The 21,684-nt window shown below is 44.5% G+C and carries 18 protein-coding genes and 1 tRNA gene; 5 read left to right on the top strand and 14 right to left on the bottom strand.

What is annotated here, in order from left to right:
* Positions 1-2: 2 nt before the first annotated feature.
* The 10 genes from ACFFJH_RS12830 to ACFFJH_RS12875 all read right to left on the bottom strand — a co-directional run bounded on the left by ACFFJH_RS12830 (position 3) and on the right by ACFFJH_RS12875 (position 12,636).
* Complete coding sequence (locus ACFFJH_RS12830; protein WP_390213214.1) at positions 3-1,715, bottom strand: ShlB/FhaC/HecB family hemolysin secretion/activation protein; 1,713 nt, start codon at positions 1,713-1,715, stop codon at positions 3-5.
* Between the two features lie 484 nt (positions 1,716-2,199).
* Entirely contained in the window at positions 2,200-3,720 is a 1,521-nt protein-coding gene (gene purF / locus ACFFJH_RS12835) for an amidophosphoribosyltransferase (RefSeq protein ID WP_390213215.1), read from the bottom strand.
* A gap of 67 nt (positions 3,721-3,787) precedes the next feature.
* Positions 3,788-4,276 (bottom strand): CvpA family protein, encoded by a 489-nt coding sequence (locus tag ACFFJH_RS12840; protein WP_390213217.1) that lies wholly within the window; start codon positions 4,274-4,276, stop codon positions 3,788-3,790.
* Between the two features lie 114 nt (positions 4,277-4,390).
* Positions 4,391-5,506 carry an SPOR domain-containing protein gene (locus ACFFJH_RS12845; protein ID WP_390213218.1) on the bottom strand — a complete coding sequence of 372 codons (1,116 nt, stop codon included), beginning with the start codon at positions 5,504-5,506 and terminating at the stop codon, positions 4,391-4,393.
* Positions 5,507-5,593: 87 nt separating this feature from the next.
* The gene (gene folC, locus ACFFJH_RS12850; protein ID WP_390213219.1) at positions 5,594-6,910 is read right to left on the bottom strand and encodes a bifunctional tetrahydrofolate synthase/dihydrofolate synthase; all 1,317 of its coding nucleotides are present in this window, start codon (positions 6,908-6,910) and stop codon (positions 5,594-5,596) included.
* Between the two features lie 147 nt (positions 6,911-7,057).
* Positions 7,058-7,930 carry an acetyl-CoA carboxylase, carboxyltransferase subunit beta gene (gene accD / locus ACFFJH_RS12855; protein WP_390213220.1) on the bottom strand — a complete coding sequence of 291 codons (873 nt, stop codon included), beginning with the start codon at positions 7,928-7,930 and terminating at the stop codon, positions 7,058-7,060.
* A 168-nt stretch (positions 7,931-8,098) separates the two neighbouring features.
* A complete protein-coding gene (gene trpA, locus ACFFJH_RS12860; protein WP_390213221.1) occupies positions 8,099-8,896 on the bottom strand; it encodes a tryptophan synthase subunit alpha in 798 nt (265 codons plus the stop codon).
* A gap of 226 nt (positions 8,897-9,122) precedes the next feature.
* A complete protein-coding gene (gene trpB / locus ACFFJH_RS12865) occupies positions 9,123-10,415 on the bottom strand; it encodes a tryptophan synthase subunit beta (protein ID WP_390213222.1) in 1,293 nt (430 codons plus the stop codon).
* A gap of 23 nt (positions 10,416-10,438) precedes the next feature.
* Positions 10,439-11,116: a phosphoribosylanthranilate isomerase gene (locus tag ACFFJH_RS12870; protein WP_390213223.1), complete on the bottom strand. Its 678-nt coding sequence runs from the start codon at positions 11,114-11,116 to the stop codon at positions 10,439-10,441.
* A 155-nt stretch (positions 11,117-11,271) separates the two neighbouring features.
* Entirely contained in the window at positions 11,272-12,636 is a 1,365-nt protein-coding gene (locus ACFFJH_RS12875; RefSeq protein WP_390213225.1) for a PAZ domain-containing protein, read from the bottom strand.
* Positions 12,637-12,739: 103 nt separating this feature from the next.
* On the opposite strand from ACFFJH_RS12875, the gene ACFFJH_RS12880 reads away from it, so the two are divergent.
* A complete protein-coding gene (locus ACFFJH_RS12880) occupies positions 12,740-13,816 on the top strand; it encodes a hypothetical protein (protein ID WP_390213226.1) in 1,077 nt (358 codons plus the stop codon).
* A 105-nt stretch (positions 13,817-13,921) separates the two neighbouring features.
* Here ACFFJH_RS12880 and aceA read toward each other — a convergent pair whose 3' ends face one another.
* On the bottom strand, positions 13,922-15,229 hold the full coding sequence (aceA, locus tag ACFFJH_RS12885; RefSeq protein ID WP_390213227.1) for an isocitrate lyase: 1,308 nt from the start codon (positions 15,227-15,229) through the stop codon (positions 13,922-13,924).
* A 337-nt stretch (positions 15,230-15,566) separates the two neighbouring features.
* Positions 15,567-16,823, bottom strand: coding sequence for a YihY family inner membrane protein (locus ACFFJH_RS12890; RefSeq protein ID WP_390213229.1), 1,257 nt, complete (start codon positions 16,821-16,823; stop codon positions 15,567-15,569).
* Positions 16,824-17,097: 274 nt separating this feature from the next.
* On the opposite strand from ACFFJH_RS12890, the gene wrbA reads away from it, so the two are divergent.
* From wrbA to ACFFJH_RS12910, 4 genes are read left to right on the top strand one after another with little or no spacing between them, the layout of a single operon-like run.
* The gene (wrbA, locus tag ACFFJH_RS12895; RefSeq protein WP_390213230.1) at positions 17,098-17,706 is read left to right on the top strand and encodes an NAD(P)H:quinone oxidoreductase; all 609 of its coding nucleotides are present in this window, start codon (positions 17,098-17,100) and stop codon (positions 17,704-17,706) included.
* The gene (locus tag ACFFJH_RS12900; protein WP_390213231.1) at positions 17,703-18,113 is read left to right on the top strand and encodes a DUF2069 domain-containing protein; all 411 of its coding nucleotides are present in this window, start codon (positions 17,703-17,705) and stop codon (positions 18,111-18,113) included. The genes wrbA and ACFFJH_RS12900 overlap by 4 nt, the downstream gene beginning before the upstream one ends.
* A gap of 25 nt (positions 18,114-18,138) precedes the next feature.
* Entirely contained in the window at positions 18,139-19,545 is a 1,407-nt protein-coding gene (locus ACFFJH_RS12905; RefSeq protein WP_390213232.1) for an FAD-binding oxidoreductase, read from the top strand.
* An 8-nt stretch (positions 19,546-19,553) separates the two neighbouring features.
* Complete coding sequence (locus tag ACFFJH_RS12910) at positions 19,554-20,021, top strand: hypothetical protein (protein WP_390213234.1); 468 nt, start codon at positions 19,554-19,556, stop codon at positions 20,019-20,021.
* 97 nt (positions 20,022-20,118) lie between these two features.
* Here the strand turns inward: ACFFJH_RS12910 and ACFFJH_RS12915 are convergent.
* Both ACFFJH_RS12915 and glmM read right to left on the bottom strand, forming a co-directional pair.
* Positions 20,119-20,195: transfer RNA gene (locus ACFFJH_RS12915), tRNA-Arg, on the bottom strand.
* 99 nt (positions 20,196-20,294) lie between these two features.
* The gene (gene glmM / locus ACFFJH_RS12920) at positions 20,295-21,632 is read right to left on the bottom strand and encodes a phosphoglucosamine mutase (RefSeq protein ID WP_390213235.1); all 1,338 of its coding nucleotides are present in this window, start codon (positions 21,630-21,632) and stop codon (positions 20,295-20,297) included.
* Positions 21,633-21,684 lie beyond the last annotated feature (52 nt).

Below are 21,684 nucleotides of genomic sequence, written 5' to 3' on the forward strand. Positions count from 1 at the left end.
TTTTACATAGAGTACGTCATGGAAAGATAAGGATTTATTCGACGTGTTTGAAAAATCTTGGGAGCACTTAACGGATAACCCACACTAAAATCCACATAAAGATTCTTCCACCCGGTACGCATTCCTATTGCGGTGCCAGATAAAGATTTTTCCTGTAAATGACGAGCACTTTTCCCTGCAATTCGCCCATAATCAACGGCAAAATAGAGAGAATTATTTGCGCAAAAAAAAGTCTGCAGTGCAGTCGAAAAATCATTACGTAGCACTAGCCCACTTTCTGCCAACAAAACACTGTCGCCGTCAAAACCGCGCACGCTTGAGCGCCCGCCTATGCTAATTTGATCAATCGAAAGGGTATTATCACTGGTGTATTGGCCTCGCAAATTCAAGCTATATTGAACTGGCGTCTTTGAACTCGCGAACAAAAAAGATTTTTGAAAAGCAGCATTAAAATTAAAGATGCGCGGTCGTAAGGTAATTGTGCTTTCATCTGATTTTTCAAAATCAGCTTGCGCATCGAACCAAGAAACGCCGCGCTTGAAATAGGCCTCAAAATTAAAACTGCCTTGTTCAAATAGGGTTTTGGTGGAAAATCCAATCTCCGCACTTGAAGTCCGCCTGCGTTGTACTAGTAATTCGACATCATCCAAAAAACTACTCGCACGACGTGTCGATATGCCAACAAATGCACTCACTTTGGTGGATGCGCTACGCCAAAAAATCGTATTCCATTTGGCGTCGAGGCCATGACTTCCACCGCTCGATAAAAATTTGGTGGTGGTACCTTGCACCATTTGTGCGAATTGATTATTACTAAGAGAAATATTTAAATGATGGTATCCCCACGGAATACTGTAACTAGCAAAAACACTTTGACTACGATGCGTGTTATTGGGATTCTGCAGATTGATACCCGCGTTTACCGTCAACATATCGTTAAAACCAAGAGGATTGTCTAAAGATAGATAACTGGACGATTGCGCGCGGCCTAAGGTTTGCGAACCAGAGTTATCCAAAGTAATACCTCCATGAACGCGATCATTAAAACGTATTGGCTGACGCTCTATCAAAATGACGCTGGTGTTAGCTGCATCACCCGGCTCTATTTTTGTATTAATCACTTGACTAGGTAGACGCGTCATTTGCTCTACCCCTTGTTCCAAATCACGTACATTCAAAATTTGATCTTTAGAAATCGGGAAGGCATTCTTCCATGTCCCCCAATCGCTGTTCAATGCTTGAGTGGCGTCGCCTGCCTCAATCATCTTGACATCAGCAATACGCCCGACATGTAAAAACAGCTCTAACTTTCCTTCTGCGAGATTTTGTCTTGGAAGACTCACACGCGTTGTTACGTAAGCTTTTTCCAGCAAAACCGAGTCCAATACAGAAACGATTTGACGCAAGCCATTAACGCCAGCACATTGCCCTAAGAATCGATCTGCGATAGCTTGTAAAAAATTAAAATTTGATCGGTAGTCACTGGTGATTTGTATTTCACGCAAAACAAAACAAGTTGACTCTGTCGGCAAAGTAAATGACTGACTAATGTCGGTACCAGCCTTCAACACATCAGGACTTACTTGTAATTTTTTTCTCTGTTCTTCTATTCTGGCTTCTTGCTGTCGAATAGCCTCTCTCGCAATGTCTTCCGGCTTTACGATTTGCCCATTGCTTTGACCACTTTGAGCAAGAGCAACATCAGCAAATTGCATTAATACAAAAGCCAAAAAGAAGACAAAATTTGCTTTTTTTGAAATTGCAGGCAAAGAATTAGAATAGTAAGAGATCAACAAAACACATCCTTAAGACTTAATTAAAAGATATTTATAGAGAGTTAAGACGCCAGTGATGAAATTTTGGCTATATGCAGATTTCGTCATAATATTCAAAATTACAAGCATAAAATAATTAATACACATGCCTTTATAATACCAATACAGGTATTATATCATTAAAAAATAAACAATTTTAATGATTAATAAATTTATATTAATTGAATTTAAGACAAAAATACTCCCATGAAAATTGCTTTCAAGGCAGTATTTATTTGTCGATCAGAAGCTTTGGCGGAGGTGTAGCGATTTTTAATTTACTATGACAAGACTAACGACAAATGACGAAAAAAAGCCTGCAATCAATGATTATTGATTACAGGCTTTTTAGATACAAAATTGATACTACTGCATCAAACCATATTTAATCCACGCTATGCGACAAATTCAAATTCAGTTGAGAACGCACCATATCTTCTTTATCTGGACGAGAACCATTACGCGCTGCTTCTAGGCGATCCAGATATTCTGGTGTTACATCGCCAGTAATGTACATACCGTCAAAGCAAGAAGCTTCTATGCTCTTCAGCACTGGATTCGCATCTGAGATCGCACGCTTCATATCGCCGACATCTTGGTAGACCAAAGCATCAGCAGTAATTTCGCGGCAAATTTCCTCTTGTGAGCGTCCATAGGCGATCAATTCACTGCGCGTCGGCATATCGATACCATAGACATTCGGAAACTGAACTGGTGGCGCAGCAGATGCAAAGATTACTTTGCGTGCACCAGACTCACGTGCCATCTGCACAATTTCCCGACTAGTCGTACCACGAACGATGGAGTCATCGACCAACAAGACGTTTTTACCTTTGAACTCTGAAGCGATGGCATTTAATTTTTGGCGAACCGATTTTTTACGAATCGCTTGGCCCGGCATCATAAATGTGCGGCCGATATAACGATTTTTGATAAAACCTTCGCGATAATCCAAATTCAAACTATCCGCCAACTCCATCGCCGATGGACGTGAAGAATCCGGAATAGGCATGACGACATCAATATCAGCATGTGCAAATTGATTGCGAATTTTTTCTGCTAAATATTTACCCATATTTAAACGGGTCTGATACACCGATGTGCCGTCGATCGTAGAATCTGGGCGTGCTAGGTAAACATACTCAAATGCACATGGATTCAAACTAGGATTCTCTGCACACTGCTCGCTATACATATTGCCTTCAAGGTCAATAAAGATCGCTTCACCAGGTGCAACATCACGTTCAAATTTAAAACCTGTGCCTTCCAAAGCAACCGATTCACTTGCCAGCATGTATTCAACACCTTGATCGGTTTGCGCAGTACCAATACATAATGGACGGATACCGAACGGATCACGGAACGCTAACATGCCATAGCCAGCAATTTGCGCTACCACCGCATAGGAGCCACGTACACGTCTATGCAACATCGCTACCGCACGGAACATAGACGCTGGATCGAGGGAGTAACCGCTAACGACTTCCTGAATTTGGTGCGCCAAAATATTCAATAAAACTTCTGAATCAGAGTCGGTATTCAAATGACGAAAATCATTTTTGAATAATTCAATTTTCAGTTCAGCTGCATTGGTCAGATTGCCGTTGTGCGCCAACACGATACCAAATGGCGCGTTCACATAAAACGGTTGCGCCTCTTCTTCGCTGGTTGAACCAGCAGTTGGATAGCGTACCTGACCGATACCGATATTACCCGGCAATGAACGCATATTTCGAGTACGAAACACGTCACGTACTAGACCATTCGCCTTATGCATGGCGAATTTATTGCCATGACTAGTCGCGATACCTGCTGCGTCCTGACCGCGATGCTGCAACAGCAACAAGGCATCATAGATCAATTGATTAACGGGATTTTTTGAAACTACGCCGACGATGCCACACATGGTGGACTCCTAAAAAAACGAAAAGAAAATAAAACGAACTACAAAAACAAATACACTACGGTGACGATTACAGTCGAACATGCTGGGTCACGGAGCCAGGTAAAAATGGCATCACAGTACGCACTGCGGATACCGCGACTGGGCTCAATAAAGCGTCACGCCAAAATGCTTGCTGCGGAATGGCGGTCATGCCACAGACCAAGACTGCTGCCATCACAATGACACAACCACGTGCCAAGCCGAATAATCCACCTAGACCGCGATCTGCCAGATTCAAACCTGCCGCTTTAATCATGGCATCCACCGCTCGCATTAACAAAGCCATTAGCAGTCGAACACCGATGAATAAAGCCAAAAACGCTACGATCATGCGTGTCAATTGGCCTGGAATCACATCTGGCAACCAAGCCGCCACCGTTGCGCCAAATGCATTCGCGACGACCAAGGCAACGATCCAACTGATCAAAGACAAAATTTCTTTTACCAGCCCGCGCATCGTGCTGATAACGACAGAACAAATAATGATGAACAATACGATGTAATCAAATAGGGTCACGAATCTATCCGCTCTCTGGTTTCTATGACTAGTCTAGATAATCAAATTTTGTCATTCCGACCTAAATATTAGTTCACTAACCAGCTCACTAATTAAGTCTATTAAATAAGTCACTTAGTTTGGTAACAATGAGCCATTCAAACCCAGCTTCACCAATTTCGCCCGCATTTTTTCAGCCTCAGCTTTGTTAGCAAAAGGGCCGACCCGTATGCGACTAACTTCACCATTTTTCGTAGTAATTTTTTGCGTATAAGAGTTAATGCTTGCTGCTTTTAATTTGCTCTGTAACTCACGAATTTTTTCTGGAGAATTCAATGCTGCAATCTGCAATGTGTAGGCTCCTGTGCTAGAAGGAGTCGCAGTGCTTGTTAATTTTGTCGCACTCTTGGCTTCATCCGAAGAAGGGGTACGCCCCTCTAACAGAGCCAATGCGCGTTCAGCATCGTTTTTATTTTCTTTTTTTATGTCGGCATCGACTTTTGTCTTAGCATCAACTTTAGCAAGTGCTTTAGGCTCCGGCCTTGCATCGACTTTTTTTGCCGACTCTTGCACAACTTTATTGCTAGTAGGTGTGGGTGGCAATGTAGAAGGCAGCGTCGTTTTATTTACTGCGCTCGATTCAATTTTCTTTTCTGTGTTTTTTTCTGAATTTTTTTCTGATGTTTTTTGCGCTGTGGCGCTTTCAACTTTCACCACGTTACGAGCATCTTCGACTTTAGGCGCGACTGTCGCTTTCGCTGCGACTGCCGGCGCAGCTGGAACTGGTGCGGCTACAATCTCTTCTGCTTTATCTATACCTTGACTTATCGCAGCCTCATTTCCAGGCTCGATTGCAGTCGCTGGTGAGTTAGCATTTCGAACTGGGTTGGTGGAGACTAAAGGCGTATCTTTTGAAGGAATTTCTATAGAAATTTTTTGACTACCCGGCTTGGGTTCAGAATCAAACACCATAGGCAAAGTGATGATGGCAGCTAAAACCAGCGCAACCGCTCCGATCAGACGCCGACGTGCTCGTTTCTTCTCGGGTAAAGCGACTTCATCAGGGCTATTTTTACGGCTATTGACGGGGCGTTTATTAGCTTTGCTTGCTTTGCCACGACCGGATGACTCGGAGGCCGCCAAACTTTCTTCTTCGGCGCGAGAACGAAATTCACCACTCACTTGATCGTCAGCGATTTCTGTATCGTTTTTCTTCTTGTTGTTTTGCTTAAATAGCGAGTCCAGGCTCATAGCAAATTTCTGTTTTATCTCAAACTGATATTAGTAGAAACATCTCAAAAAATACGTTTAAGGCCGTATTCTTTTTAATGTTGACAATCAAGAACTGGCGTTTCTTCTAGCTCGCATAACACCTGCGACCGTTAAAAAAGAACCGAAGACCACTATTCTATCATTTTCCCCCGCTTTGCTCAGCGCAAACGCATACGCATCTTCGGGCGAACTAAATTTTTGCAAGCTATGCTCCTTATCTTCCAACACGCCAGCCACTTCCAGCGCTTGCGCCAAATGGTCTGCACTGGCAGCACGTGGCAAAGGCAGATCACAAATACACCAGTGGTCAACTTTCGCTTTCATATGCGAAATCACACCGGCGATATCTTTGTCCAACATAGATCCAAACACTGCATAGGTGTATGCATGGAAACCCATATTATCCAAATTTTGCGCCAAGGTCGCCGCCGCATGTGGGTTGTGAGCCACGTCTAACACCACGGTCGGACGTCCCGGCAAAACTTGAAAACGTCCTGGTAAATCGACCATTACCAATCCGGTACGAACTTCCTGCGCACCAACCGGTAACTGATGCCGTAATGCCTCCAAAGCGGCCAATACAGCGGAAGCGTTCAATAACTGATTGGCACCACGCAAACTTGGATAAGCCAAGGAATTGCGACGCTGATCACGTCCACCAAAATTCCATTGCTGTTTATCTCCGTTGTAATTGAAATCGCGTCCAAACAAGCGTAAATCAGCGCCAATTGCTTGAGCATGATCAATCAAACTTTGCGGTGCTTGTGGATCGCTACAAATGGCGACCTTACCACTACGGAAAATCCCCGCCTTTTCAAAACCTATCTTCTCGCGCGTATCACCCAAATAATCAACGTGATCAATATCTACGCTGGTCACGATAGCGACATCGGCATCGATCACGTTCACGGCATCGAGACGCCCACCCAAGCCCACCTCCAAGATCACGACATCTAAATTTTGACGCGCTAATAACTGGCAGATCGCCAAGGTGGTGAATTCAAAGTAAGTGAGCGAAATATCGCCACGCGCCGCTTCAACCTCTTGAAAAGTATCAACAAACAGTTCATCACCCACTGGAATGCCATTAATCCGAGCGCGCTCATTAAAATCGAGAAAATGCGGCTTACTGTAGAGCCCAACTTTATAGCCAGCTTGCAATAAGATCGCTTCCAACATCGCACAAGTAGAACCCTTACCATTAGTGCCTGCCACCATAATGACCGGGCAATCATAATGAATTCCCAACTTCTGCTTGACTTGCATCACACGGTCTAAGCCCATATCGATTTCTTTAGCGTGACGTTGCTCCAGCAATTTAAGCCAATCAGCTAGCTTGCTGGGTGAGATGGCCGAGGAAGAATCAATAGTATTGGATGACATAATGAATTAAATTAGTTAGCTAAAGTTTGTGTGCCACTTGCAGCCGTCGTTGCGACTGACTCATAAGCGATCTAGCTGAAATGCAAAGAGCCTGAAGACTTTGCTGTTTCAGCAAATATCTTCAGGCTCCGTGATTACCAGCAAAAATTAAGAAACCGCTTCCGCTGGTTGATTTTGTAACAGCGCCATTAAGCGCGCTAATTCTTCACGCATTTTACGACGATCAACAATCATATCGACCGCGCCTTTTTGCAACAAAAATTCTGAGCGTTGGAAGCCTTCAGGCAATTTTTCACGCACGGTATTTTCGATCACGCGCGGACCTGCAAAACCAATCAAGGCCTTAGGTTCTGCAATCACGACGTCGCCCATAAAAGCGAAAGACGCAGATACACCGCCCATAGTAGGGTCAGTCAACACAGAAATAAACGGCAATTTCTTTTCTGTCAATTTGGTCAACATCGCGGTCGTTTTCGCCATCTGCATCAAAGACAACAAGCCTTCTTGCATACGCGCACCACCCGTCGCGGTGAAACAAATAAATGGCACTTTTTGCTCTAAAGCCGCCTGCACACCACGCACAAAACGTTCGCCGACGACTGACCCCATAGAGCCGCCCATAAAGCCAAATTCAAAACAAGCAACCACAGCCGGCACCGACATAATAGAGCCGCCCATCACCACCAATGCATCGGTTTCGTTGGTACTGTCCATGGCATCTTTAATGCGTTCTGGGTATTTTTTGCTATCTTTGAATTTCAAAGTATCGACAGGAACCACTTCGTGGCCAATTTCATAACGACCGCCTGTGTCTAACAAGGCATCCAGACGCTCGCGGGCACTGATACGTAAGTGATGATTACACTTAGAACAGACATGGACATTCGCTTCTAAATCGGAACGGTATAAAACGGCTTCGCAAGATGGGCATTTGACCCACAAGCCTTCGGGCATAGAACGGCGGTTAGCCGTTTCAGAACGTTGAATACGTGGGGGAAGTAATTTTTCTAACCAACTCATAGCTCTCTCCTCATATCTATTTGATCAATTTTCATTCATCAAACGGGGGCGCACTCATCTGGGAATGCTGCAATTGGCGCGTATTCTATTCTATTTCGGCGCCAATTGCGACTCAGATAGTTACCTGACAAGTATCAAATAGCGATTTATCGGGTATTCCTAACGCATTCAATTATCAAGAGCACTACGAATTCCCATAATAAAATTTTGTACCGCAGCGACCGCTTGCGCTCTTGGGGTATTTTCCAACTCTTGAATGATACGAGAACCAATAACGACGGCATCCGAGACCGATGCAATAGCCTTGGCAGTTGCGCCGTCACGTATGCCGAAGCCAACCCCAACTGGCACGTTCACATGCTTCTTAATGCGGGGAATCATGGTTGCAACCGCATCCAAATCCAAAGCACCGGAGCCAGTTACTCCCTTGAGTGAAACATAATACACATAGCCAGTCGCGATTTTACCCACTTGCGCAATACGCTCGTCGGTCGAAGTCGGTGCCAGCAAGAAAATCGTATCCATGCCATTTTTGTGCATATTTTCTGCGAAATAGTCACATTCCTCTGGCGGATAATCGACCACTAAAACACCATCCACGCCGGCTTCGGACGCCGCATGGATAAATTGTTCCTGCCCCATACGCTCAATTGGATTGGCATAACCCATCAGTACCACGGGCGTGCTTTGATTGGTGCTGCGGAATTGCTTAACCATACTCAGGACATCACGCAAACCGACACCTTTGAGCAAAGCACGCTCAGAGGCTCGCTGTATCACAGGGCCATCCGCCATAGGATCGGAAAACGGTACACCCAATTCGATAATATCAGCACCACCTTCGACTAAGGCGTGCATCAGCGGCAAAGTTAACTCAGGATCGGGATCGCCTGCAGTGATAAATGGGATAAGACCTTTTTTATTTTGTGCTGCTAAGGCAGCTAGACATGCTTGAATTCGGGACATAGTTTTGGGAGTCACTTTAAATTGAATACTGTTTCATCAAAACCAATTCTGCGTCATGTGTCACTTAACACTACAAGCAACAATCTCAGTCTTGATGTCCGGTTTTAGCTCCTTCCCCTTCAAGGGGAAGGGGGGGAATGGGGATGGGTCTTGGTCAAAATTCCAAAGATTTCGACGCAAAATTTAACCCCATCCCTACCCAGCCCTCCCCTTGAAAGGGAGGGAATTAGGCAAACTTCAGCCCAGCTCGCTCAGCAACGGTGTGCATATCCTTGTCACCCCGCCCAGACAAGTTCGCCAACACGATCTTATCCTTAGGCAAACTTGCCGCCAGCTTCGCCGAATAGGCGAGCGCATGACTCGATTCCAAAGCAGGAATAATGCCCTCAATACGACAACAATCATGAAAAGCCTTGAGCGCTTCGTCATCGGTAATCGTCGCATATTGCGCACGACCAGAATCTTTAAGCCAAGCATGTTCAGGCCCCACGCCTGGATAATCGAGACCGGCAGAAACAGAGTGCGTTTCTATCACTTGACCATTTTCATCTTGCATCAAATAGGTACGATTACCGTGCAAAACACCGGGTGAACCGGCCGTTAAAGACGCAGAGTGTTTTCCTGTCTCCAAGCCCTCACCCGCTGCTTCAACGCCAATCAACTGCACTTCTTTTAAATCGATGTAAGGATAAAAAATACCCATCGCATTCGAACCTCCACCCACACAAGCGGTCACCACGTCAGGTTGACGCCCAGCGACTTCCGGCATCTGCCACAAACATTCTTCACCAATCACCGATTGAAAATCACGTACCATCATAGGATAAGGATGCGGCCCCGCCACCGTGCCAATAATATAGAAAGTATTATCGACATTCGCGACCCAATCACGCATCGCTTCGTTCAGGGCATCTTTTAATGTTTTAGATCCAGATTCAACTGGCACTACGGTCGCGCCCAAGAGCTTCATGCGATACACATTTTGCGCCTGACGCTTGACGTCTTCAGAGCCCATGTACACCACGCATTCCAAACCAAAGCGTGCGCAAATCGTCGCAGTTGCCACGCCATGTTGACCCGCGCCAGTTTCTGCAATTACACGCGGCTTGCCCATGCGCTTTGCCAGCAAAGCTTGGCCAATCACATTATTGATTTTGTGCGCGCCGGTGTGATTCAAATCTTCGCGTTTAAAATAAATCTGTGCTCCGCCCATGATTTCAGACCAACGCTTGGCATGATAAATCGGTGATGGACGACCAACGAAGTGTTTGAGTTCGTAACGAAATTCTTCTAAAAATTCTGGGTCATGTTGAAATTTGGCATAGGCTTCTTTCAACTCATTTAATGCATGAGTCAAAGTTTCAGAAACAAAAGTGCCGCCGTACATGCCGAAGTGACCTTTGGCATCGGGGAAATTATAAGTTGCGGAATGATAAATCGCTGCTGGCGCTTGTGCGCCGACTAATTGATACCCAAATAATCCATTATTGTGAGCATCAAGAGAAGATAATTCTTTCATGAGAATTCCTTGGAAAACGAATTTTAACTGTCTGGCATGTTATCGGCCAAGCGCACTGCGTGCACAAAAGACCGCATTTTTGCCACATCCTTAATGCCTTTTGACAATTCAACACCACTACTGATGTCAACTGCAAACGGCCGTACTCGCACGACTGCGTCAGTCGCGTTTTGTGCGCTCAAGCCACCACTTAAAACGACCCGAGGCGCGAGTTCTTTTGGAATGAGAGACCAATCAAAAACCTTTCCACTACCACCGAAACTATCAACGAAAGTATCGAGCAACAAACCCTGAAATAAAGGACTAATTGCTTTGTATTGAGCTTCGCATTCTAACAAATCTGCCGCGCTTGTGTCAGGTTTTACCCGAAAAGCACGGATAAAAGGCCGGCTCACAGCACTAGCAAGACGATGACATTCATCCGGAGATTCGTCACCGTGGAATTGCAATAATTGAATGGGGGCCAGTTTTATGACAGCTTGCAACTCTTCAAGACTCGCATTTACAAATAAACCTACAGAAGTCACAAATGGCGGAATGGCGGCAATCAAAGGCGCTGCTGCCTCAGGCTTTAAGTAACGTGGACTTGGTGGGTAAAATACAAAACCGAGTGCATCGGCGCCAGCATGGATTGCGTCACTAATATCATCTAAGCGGGTGATACCGCAGATTTTGATTCGGGTTTTATCCAGTAAAAACATAGTTTAAGTTTGAAATATTTAGCCGATTAATTCGTATATGCAATCAATACTAACCGATCAAAACTATAGGCACTGGATAAATTTATACAAAAATCAAATATTTTGACTCAAGAACAAACTACTATACGACTCCAAATAAACACAACTGCCCGCAATTAGTCTTCAAATTCAAACCGAAATTGTCCTCTAGGTAGCATCAACTTGGGAATAGGCCTACCTTTTTCCACAATGACGACATCTACAGGCACCGCATCCGTCACTTCTTCTAACCGGTATACATAAATGACGCGCCGCCCTACCTTAGGTAATAGATAATCGGGAATATCACTTGGCGATAAGTGGGCTAACACAGATAGCCATTCATACCTATGCGTTTGTGGATCTATCTTATAACTAGGATGAATTACTTGCATATCGACTCTATCCTGATAGCGCCCAAAAACCTCATATTTCGCCATTGTCGATTTCAATACAAATGCGCTCTGTTGCCCGATCAGCGAATTCTTTGTTTGTAAATTCAAAGCAGGAAGATAAAGTGGGTGGTTGAAATATGCAGTTGAATGTTCGTACAAAGTCGTTTGATCAATACTCAAAGGATTAATCTGAGTCAACTTTTGCAAATACTCAGCCATAAAAATAGTCTGTGTTGAATCAATATGCGTTTTCATTCCATGACCATGCCCAACATAAACAAACACTTTCGCTTTTGAATTTAGCTTAATAGTTGCAGCAACAATATTTTCGGCTTGCCTCGTTTCGCGCAGTATTTCATTTTGCTCGGATGACAGTGTTTTATCGAATGCCATGTCGTCGTAGTGTACAAATTTCCATCCGTCTTTTGCAGCATCACGCAGAAAATTGCCATATACAGGTTCTTGTGAATAATAGCCTGTACTTTGCTTGACATAACCCGACTCAAGGGGTTCACTTAATGTTTCACAAGCCAAGTATTCATAACCGATTTTCCGCAATTCACTTGCAAGTCGCATAGCAAATGCACGATGCAATGGCATCTGATGGGCCTCATTAAGAATAACTATTTGACGCGATCTAGCTTCTTCAACAATGGTTTCGATCGCATTTAAGGCTCTCGCCTCCTGTAATCGCTCTAGATCACCAGTTTGAATTGTGCCAATTCGGTTCGACAAAGCCGTCCATCGATCAAAACTTTCAATAGCGCCAAAAGCATCACCAACAAAAGTGCGAATCGTACCCAACCTTTGCAATGGGCTATTTAGATAATTCAATTGATTTTTTGATGGATCACTTTGAATTTCCAATTCTGCCTCTTGAAGTTTTGCCTCGGCATATTTAAGTTGCTCAAACTTAGAACGCTTCCAAATCGGGATCTCTTTAGTTGCGGCGCTGATTGACTCAAATGGTATCAACAAAAATATAAAGCAAAAAAATACAACGCGAAAAAATGTCTGCATATTGCAAATGTCCATTCTCAATTCATATTCAGTGCAACTAAAGTCAAAGATCAGCACTCGATCTTCTCCAATCAAAATGATTTCCATTAAAAATACAAATCTACAATCATAGATTTAAATTAATTTAGTTTTTTTAGCTCTATTAATTTACACTAAAAAGTTGGTAGATAAATTTTATTCGGGCAAATAAATGAACTCAATTCTTCGATACAAGCGGATTCTATCAGCTCTACTGGTATTGATATCGACCAACTCATTTGCACTCACTCACCAAGCGAATGGCGACCCGCAACTGCCGCAAAAACGTCAACAACAGATGAACGAAGGTCAGCGCTTACTCGATCAATATCGATCCAACAAAAATAGCCTAATCGGTATAAAAAATCTATTTTCAAACAATACCGAAGCCATCATGGCGATTCATGCAAAAGGCTTACCAAGAACTGCAAGAAATGTGGAGACCATACGTAACTTACTTGCGTCAAGCAGTAAGACGGAAGAAAAAATCGCTTTACTTCGACTTTCAGGAAGTCTGTACACCTACGATAACCAAAGCAACAGCAATCACCTGATTGCGCAAGACCTGCGCCACCATATCCATTCAAACGAAAAAGACATTAGTGTGGCAGCACTATTAACTTTCTCGCGCTTAGACTATTTTAGCGACTCAGCGGAACTCTTAAAACGGGCTTATAACAAAAAGATGATAGATGTAACTGGCTATTTGGGAGAGATCGCGCATTTATTGCCGTACGCACCAGCTTCAGATCAACACAAATTATTTACCATACTCAGCGCGGGCAATAAAAACTATGCGAACGAGATCCTCGCATCGAGTTTTACCCAAACATCAAGGATTAAGAAGCTAGACTCGAGTCTGAAAAAAATTTTGCGATTACATTTCGAGAAAAATCAACCGAACTTTTCTGTCGCGATTGGAGAGTATGGCATCTCAGATTCTTCGCGATACACAACCTGGCTACAAGCAAGCACTATGCTGGAAATCGACATGACAGGAAAAACTTATCAAGAGCTGATTTTCAAACACTTAAACAATCCTAATATAGACCCACGTAAAATTATCGCTTTTCTGAGCGCGACTGAAGGCAAGTATTTGATTGATCATCTACAGAATGCCAAACAAAAGGAAGATCTCAAAGTGCTCAATGAACGTGCACAACTGTATTCAAAACAGTTGCCTCAAAATACGATTATGCGCGACCTTGTACAGCAAATCAGTTCTAACATGGAATCGCCAGTCAGATAAATTTGCCATTGTGTTAGATGCTTACATCTCATCGACAATAACGAAAAAAAGAGGCGACACACTCACAACGTCGCCTCTTTTTACAACTTAAACTACAATTTTCTACTAAGCCACTTTTTTAGCATCAAAAAATTGTTCATCCTCAGTAGAGCCATGCAAAGCTGTAGTTGATGATTGGCCTTGCTGAATCACCTGCGTCACCGCATCAAAATAACCTGTACCCACTTCACGTTGATGTTTAACCGCAGTAAATCCTTTCTCTGCTGCTGCGAATTCGGCTTCTTGCAATTCCACGAAAGCGGACATCTGACGGCGTGCGTAGCCGTGTGCCAAGTTGAACATACCGTAGTTCAATGCATGGAAACCTGCCAAAGTAATGAATTGGAATTTATAACCCATTGCGCCCAATTCTTTTTGGAATTTCGCAATCGTTGCATCGTCCAAATTCTTTTTCCAGTTAAAGCTTGGTGAGCAGTTGTACGCCAATAATTTACCTGGGAACTTCGCGTGAATCGCATCAGCAAACGCTTTTGCAAATGCCAAATCGGGTTTACCTGTTTCACACCAAATCATGTCGGCATACTCTGCGTAAGCCAAGCCGCGAGAGATGGATTGCTGCAAGCCTGGTTTAGTTTTATAGAAGCCTTCCAAGGTACGCTCGCCTGTCAAGAATGGCTTGTCGTTATCATCGATATCGGACGTCAATAAATCAGCGGCTTCCGCATCGGTGCGTGCCAACAAGACTGTGTGCGTACCCATCACGTCTGCAGCTAAACGTGCCGCATTCAGTTTTTCTACTGCTTCGCGAGTTGGCACCAATACCTTGCCGCCCATGTGACCGCATTTTTTCACTGAGGCCAATTGATCTTCAAAATGAACGCCTGAAGCACCCGCTTCGATCATGGCTTTCATCAATTCGAATGCATTCAATACGCCACCAAAACCGGCTTCCGCATCGGCCACGATAGGAGCGAAGTAATCGACTTCGCCTGAATCTTCTGACCATTGAATTTGATCAGCACGCGTCAACGTATTATTGATGCGCTTCACGACTAAGGGTACAGAATTTGCTGGATACAAGGATTGATCTGGGTACATCTCGCCCGCAACGTTGGCGTCGCCAGCGACTTGCCAACCAGAGAGATAAATCGCTTTCAAACCGGCTTTGACTTGCTGCATCGCTTGATTGCCGGTCAATGCGCCAAGTGCGTTGACGAAGGGTTCGTTATTGACTAAATCCCACAATTTCAACGCGCCTGTTTTTGCGATGGTGTGTTCGACTTGCAAAGAGCCGCGCAAACGTACCACGTCTTCCGCGGTGTAATTACGTTTAATACCTTTCCAGCGCGGATTGGTATCCCAATCTTTTTGGATTTCGGCGATTTGCTGTTCACGAGTGAGTTTTTGGGTCATGGTAGTTCTCCTGATGTGATTGCTGCGGTTTTAAATAATTGCTTAAAAAAGTGGTCGTCCTTGAGATCTATAGTAGGACAAACCTTGCAGCGCAACAATGTCTTATATAAGACATAGGAGAAATATTTTTTCAATTAAAATCAAATACTTAACAAATACATTTCATGATGCAAAACGACTTTCCTCGAAATGAAATAAATTTTTGGTGCAGCACATTAGAACTTTTCACGATGTGAAAACACTATTTCACCATGCAGGATCTGCCAAATTAAATAACCTCGAATCGTTTTTAGCCAAATAAAATTAAGGATCATCATCGCCACGCCCTCACAACGCCTTAGCGCATCAGAAAGTACTCAAACAAACTTTCCGACATACCGTCACCAATAACGCGATGAACTTGCTTAGCGAGCGCAGAATCCGCCTTAGCATCAAAGACAAAAAATCGATACACGTCAGCAAGGCATAAGGCAGCAGGATTCATAATCAAAATCCAACGCTCAGCACCGGCATCATGTTTGCGCCACCATTTTGTTGGCTTACGATTTGGCGTATCCAAAGTAAGTCGGGCGACCCAGCCGACTTCCAGCATTTTTTCCAGCAAACCTTCTATTTCATCCACGCCAAATCGAGTTTGCGCCCGCATATCTAAAACGTTGACGGAGGCATTGGCATCAGAATTACGTGCCAGCACCAAAATACGTAGCAAAGCAATTGCATCTTCAAATGCACTCCCCTTCTCTGGTACATGCCACCAACGCTCATACTTGACCACAGGCAAAGACGCTGCAATCACCGCACCAATCAAGGTAATCAGCCACGATAAATAAATCCAGATGAGAAAAATAGGGATCGCCGCCAAGGCGCCGTAGATCACGGTATAAGTCGGAAATTGTTTAATGAATACGGCAAATAAACGCTTGGCAATCTCAAATGCCACCGCTGCAAAAACCCCGCCCCAAACCGCATCGCGCCAATCTACGGGTCGATTGGGCACAGTCAAATACAAGAGCGTGTAGGCGCCGGTTGTAAATGCGATCGACACAGTGGTATAGAAAATGGTTCCCAACATAGGTACGGTTTTCATCAAACCATTAGTTGCCATGAACAAATTCGACGTCACGCTCATAGAGATACCAATCAGCAGCGGCCCGAGCGTCACAATTGCCCAGTACACGACAATGCGCTGCACGAGTGGTCGAGAACGTTTCACTTGCCAAATTTGATTAAAAGTTTTGTCTATCATCGCCATGGTGGCAACCGCCGTCACCATCAAGACCACACCACCCACCGCCGAAAGACGCGTCGCCTTGGTGGCAAATTGAGTGAGATAACCCATCACCGTGGTGGAAATCTGCTTAGGCATTAAACTTTGCGTAAAGTAAGCTTCTAGTGAGGCTTTAAAATCAGTAAATAGAGGAAAAGCCGTTAGTATGGCCAAGCCTATAGTCAAAATTGGCACCAATGCCAGCACCGTAGTAAAAGTCAAACTACCTGCCACTTGAGGCAAGCGCACCTCTTGCAAGCGACGCACGGCAAATTGAATCAAATTCTTCAATTGTCCCCAACTTAAACCACGAATAAAACCACCCATACTTAACTTCCCATTTCCTATGTAACTGACTACACCAAGACTACTTACTCGCAACGCCGCTAGTTTTCTAAGCTAGCGCACATTAGCGATCTTACTAAAACGCTCATTTTACCCAGACTTACCTATCAAGCCTTGAGATATTTATCAATTTCCTGGATTGAGGGCAATTAGCTCGCTATGTAGATCAATTTATTCTTTAACTTACGTCCAAACTTGCGTCCCAAATTAATGTGTAAGCTCCCAGACCGGGTCGAAATTCTTTATAATTCGTCAAATGAATGCACACTCTATTCCCCTGCTTGTTTTGTACTACTCCCGTCATGGCAGCACGCGCCAATTGGCTCAATTGATTGCCCAAGGCATAGAAAGCGTTGCTGGCTGTGAAGCGCGGCTACGCACCGTACCTAGCGTGTCCCCTGTCTCTGAAGCGACTGAAGCGGCTATTCCTAATGATGGTGCTCCGTATGTAGAACTCGAAGATTTCAAAGAATGTGCAGGTATTGCACTAGGCTCACCCACTCGTTTTGGTAACATGGCTTCGGCGATGAAGTACTTTTGGGATGGTACTGCAGCCGATTGGGTTTCTGGCACTTTATGTGGCAAACCAGCTTGTGTATTTACTTCAACAGGTAGCTTGCATGGTGGTCAAGAATCAACTTTACTTTCAATGATGCTGCCGCTGATGCACCATGGCATGTTGATCTTAGGATTGCCGTACACCCATCCCGAATTAATGACAACAAAATCTGGCGGCAGCCCTTATGGCGCTAGCCACTGGTCAGGACTCGACGGCAAGCTCGCCATCACAGAAGAAACGCGCGTATTGACCATTGCCCTCGGCAAACGTTTGGCTGAGACGGCTTTAAAACTGCAAACAATATGAACCAAAGCACCAATCATTTTCATCGCATCGCATGCTTTAGCCTCATCGGCCTGATACTACTTGGTATCGTATGGGAAACGTGGCTGGCACCTTACAAACCGGGTCATTACCTCTTTGTGATAAAAGTCATTCCTCTGCTCTTTCCTTTACGTGGCGTTTTTCAAAAAAATATCTACACCATGCAATGGGCTTCGATGTTTATCATGTTTTATTTCATGGAAGGCGTGGTCAGAGCTATGGGCGATGCGGAATATATGTCGCGCTGGCTGGCAGGTTTAGAAATCATATTGAGCATCAGCTTTTTTATCAGCAGCATTTATTTTGTACGCCCCTACAAAAAAATCGCAAAAGCGGCAAAGAAAGAAGCGTTGGCGGCAGAAAAAGCTTTGCAAAAATCGAACTCATAACTCTCCCAAATCCACTGCCAATCTTATGCATAACTTTCTTTCTCTCTGCAAATCAGCAATTGGTGAAGAACATGTTTTGCTAGAAGCGGTTCAACAAGCCGCCTACCTACAAGATTGGCGCCAACGCGCTACGGGCAAGGCGCTCGCGGTACTTCGACCCGCAAACACAGAACAAGTCGCACACCTCGTGCGTCTCTGCGCACAATTTCAGATCCCTATCGTTCCGCAAGGCGGCAACACCGGACTGGTACTAGGTAGTATCCCCGATCAATCCGGCAACGCGGTCGTCTTGTCACTACAACGATTAAATCAAATACGCGCCATTGACACGGCAAATAGCACCATGACTGTCGATGCCGGTTGTCTACTAGCACAGATTCAAAACGCGGCAGACGAACAAAATTTATTATTCCCTTTGTCGTTGGCATCAGAAGGCAGTTGCACCATAGGCGGGAATCTATCAACCAACGCAGGTGGCACTGCGGTCTTGCGTTATGGGAATATGCGCGAGCTATGTTTAGGTTTAGAAGTCGTCACTGCGCAAGGTGAAATCTGGCACGGCCTGCGCGGCCTGCGTAAAGACAACACGGGTTACGATTTACGAGATCTATTGATAGGTGCAGAAGGCACGCTGGGCATTATCACCGCCGCCGTTCTAAAACTGTATCCCAAACCTCTCAGTTATGGCACAGCCTTCATTAGACTCAATTCCATACAAGCTGCTGTCCGGCTCCTGACATTGGCGAAACAACACTGCCACACCTCCATTAGTGGATTTGAATTAATCAACCAACTTAGTTTGCAATTGGTGCATCAACATTTCCCTCAATTGCAACGAGTATTTACTGAAGCAAGTCCGTTCTACGTATTGCTAGAACTATCGAGTAGCGACACTGAACAAGCGACTTATCAGCAGCTCGAACAGTTAATTACAAACGCACTTAATGCCCAAATAATTGAAGATGCAGTCATCGCCAATTCGCTGGCGCAAGCAAAAAACTGCTGGGCGTTACGTGAATCCATTTCTGCTGCGCAAGCGAAAGAAGGTAAAAATATTAAACACGATATTTCATTACCTATCTCACGCATCGCCGATTTTGTGACGGAGACGGACCTGGCTTTGCAACAAGCTTTTCCCGACTGCCGAATGGTTACATTTGGGCATTTGGGTGATGGTAATTTGCATTACAACGTATCACCTCCATCTGACGCTAATCACGATCAGTTCCTAATTCACCAAAATCAGATCAATCGCCTAGTCCACGATAAGACCCATCAATTTGGCGGCTCGATATCAGCAGAGCACGGCATAGGTACCCTCAAAAAAGAAGAACTGCTGCGTTATAAATCGACCGTAGAGTTGACAATGATGCGCAACATCAAGCGAGCACTAGACCCGCAGAACATCATGAACCCCGGAAAAATCATTTAGGAGACAGCATGAAATATCTTAGTTTAGTGAATCTAACTTTGAGTTTAGCCTTAAGCAGTTTTTTCTTCAGTCTTTCCAGCTATGCAGACACTCCAGCGTTTAAATGCCAAGAAAATGGTAAAACTATTTTTAGTCAAACACCATGTAAAGGCATGCAATCTACCCCCATCGACATAAAAACGACTCAAATTCCAGAAGAAGAAACACAACGCGCCTTAAAGCGTCATCAGCATAGACTTAGCGAGTCCAACAAAAACCAAAAAGCCAGAGATCGCGAATTCGCCAAACAAGAGGCAGCCAGTCGTCGTATCGCAAGCAAAAATGCACAAGCCAAAAAACAGTGCGAAAGCCAGCAGTTAAAGACCAAATGGGCGAAAGAGGATTTACGCAGCACCCAACCCAAAGGTGAAATGAAAGCACAAGCGAAATTAAAGCGTGCCCAAGAAAAAGCCGACTTGGTATGTAAAAACGCCTAGGTAGGCTTTTGTATTTTTTTTGTTACACACTAAATCGCAGATTTTTTAGGTAAAAAAACTAACAGTCTGACACTGCTAGTTCTTTTTGGTATTACTTTGGCGCGTCGGGAGGGGTTCGAACCCCCGACCCATGCCTTAGAAGGGCATTGCTCTATCCAACTGAGCTACCGACGCACACGTATTTTTCAATCGATTATGAGCGAAAAATAAGAAGGCTGAATATTACAGTGTATCGCTACTAACATCAAGAATGAATCCCCGATCTGCGCAAATTTAGCTTAAGCAATTGGCCAAACGACGCGCTAATTTATTAGCTAGATCGGCATCTGATGTTTCCACCATGACGCGAATTAGTGGCTCAGTTCCTGAGGCTCTAATAAGTACGCGCCCTTGCCCTGCCAATTCTTTTTCTACGGCTTCTTTTTCTGTCAGCAAAGCGGCATTACTTTGCCAATCAAAGCCAGCTTGCACCCGCACATTAATCAAAACTTGCGGAAATAAATTCAGATTTTCAAAACACTGATCTAAAGATTTACCGTTACGTTTTAACGCAGACAAGACCTGCAAAGCAGAAACGATACCATCACCCGTTGTATGTTTATCGAGGCACAACAAATGACCCGAGCCCTCGCCACCTAGCAGCCAACCTTGCTGCTGCATTTGCTCTAAGACATAACGATCACCGACTTTCGCCCGGATAAAACCAACGCCTAAATCTTTAAACGCCAACTCTACCGCCATATTAGTCATCAATGTGCCGACGACACCAACTACCGGACCAATTGCCATTCGATCTAAAACCATCAAATAAAGTAGTTGATCTCCATCATAAATTTTTCCAAATTTATCTACCATCAAAAGTCGGTCAGCGTCACCATCCAATGCGATACCAAGATCGGCATGATTGGCGCGAACTGCCAAGGCAAGTGCATCAGGCGCCGTAGCGCCTACTTTATCGTTAATATTGAAACCATTCGGTTGATTGCCGATCGCAATGACTTCCGCGCCCAACTCATGAAAAACATGCGGTGCAATATCATAAGCAGCGCCATGCGCACAATCGACCACTATTTTCAAACCGCGTAAATCCAGCTCATTGGGATAGGTACTCTTACAAAATTCGATATAGCGTCCGTTCGCGTCCTCGAGTCGTTTTGCTTTGCCTAATTTGTCAGAGCTAACGCACTGCATTTCGCGCCCTAGCTCTTCTTCAATCGCCAGCTCAACCTCATCTGGCAATTTAGTTCCCTGCGCGGAAAAGAATTTAATACCGTTATCATCATAAGGATTATGTGATGCAGAAATTACGACGCCGGTTGATAATCTAAGCGCACGCGTTAAGTACGCAATCGCTGGCGTCGGCATCGGACCTGAAAGCATAATATCGACGCCCGCTGCCGCGAAACCAGCTTCGAGTGAAGCTTCCAACATGTAGCCAGACACGCGCGTATCCTTCCCGATCAAGACCGTTGGTTTGCCGCTAGTAGCAGGTGCCAGTTGCGCCAGAACTTTTCCGGCAGCGTAACCCAATCGCATAACGAAATCAGGCGTGATTGGAGCAACACCGACTTTTCCTCGAATGCCATCGGTACCAAAATATTTACGGGACATACGTTTCCTTTCTTCTTCTATCTTTTTGTTTTACTTTATTTGATTCCTAGAT

Source organism: Affinundibacterium danionis, from assembly GCF_042432465.1.
GTDB classification, from domain to species: domain Bacteria; phylum Pseudomonadota; class Gammaproteobacteria; order Burkholderiales; family Burkholderiaceae_D; genus Undibacterium; species Undibacterium danionis.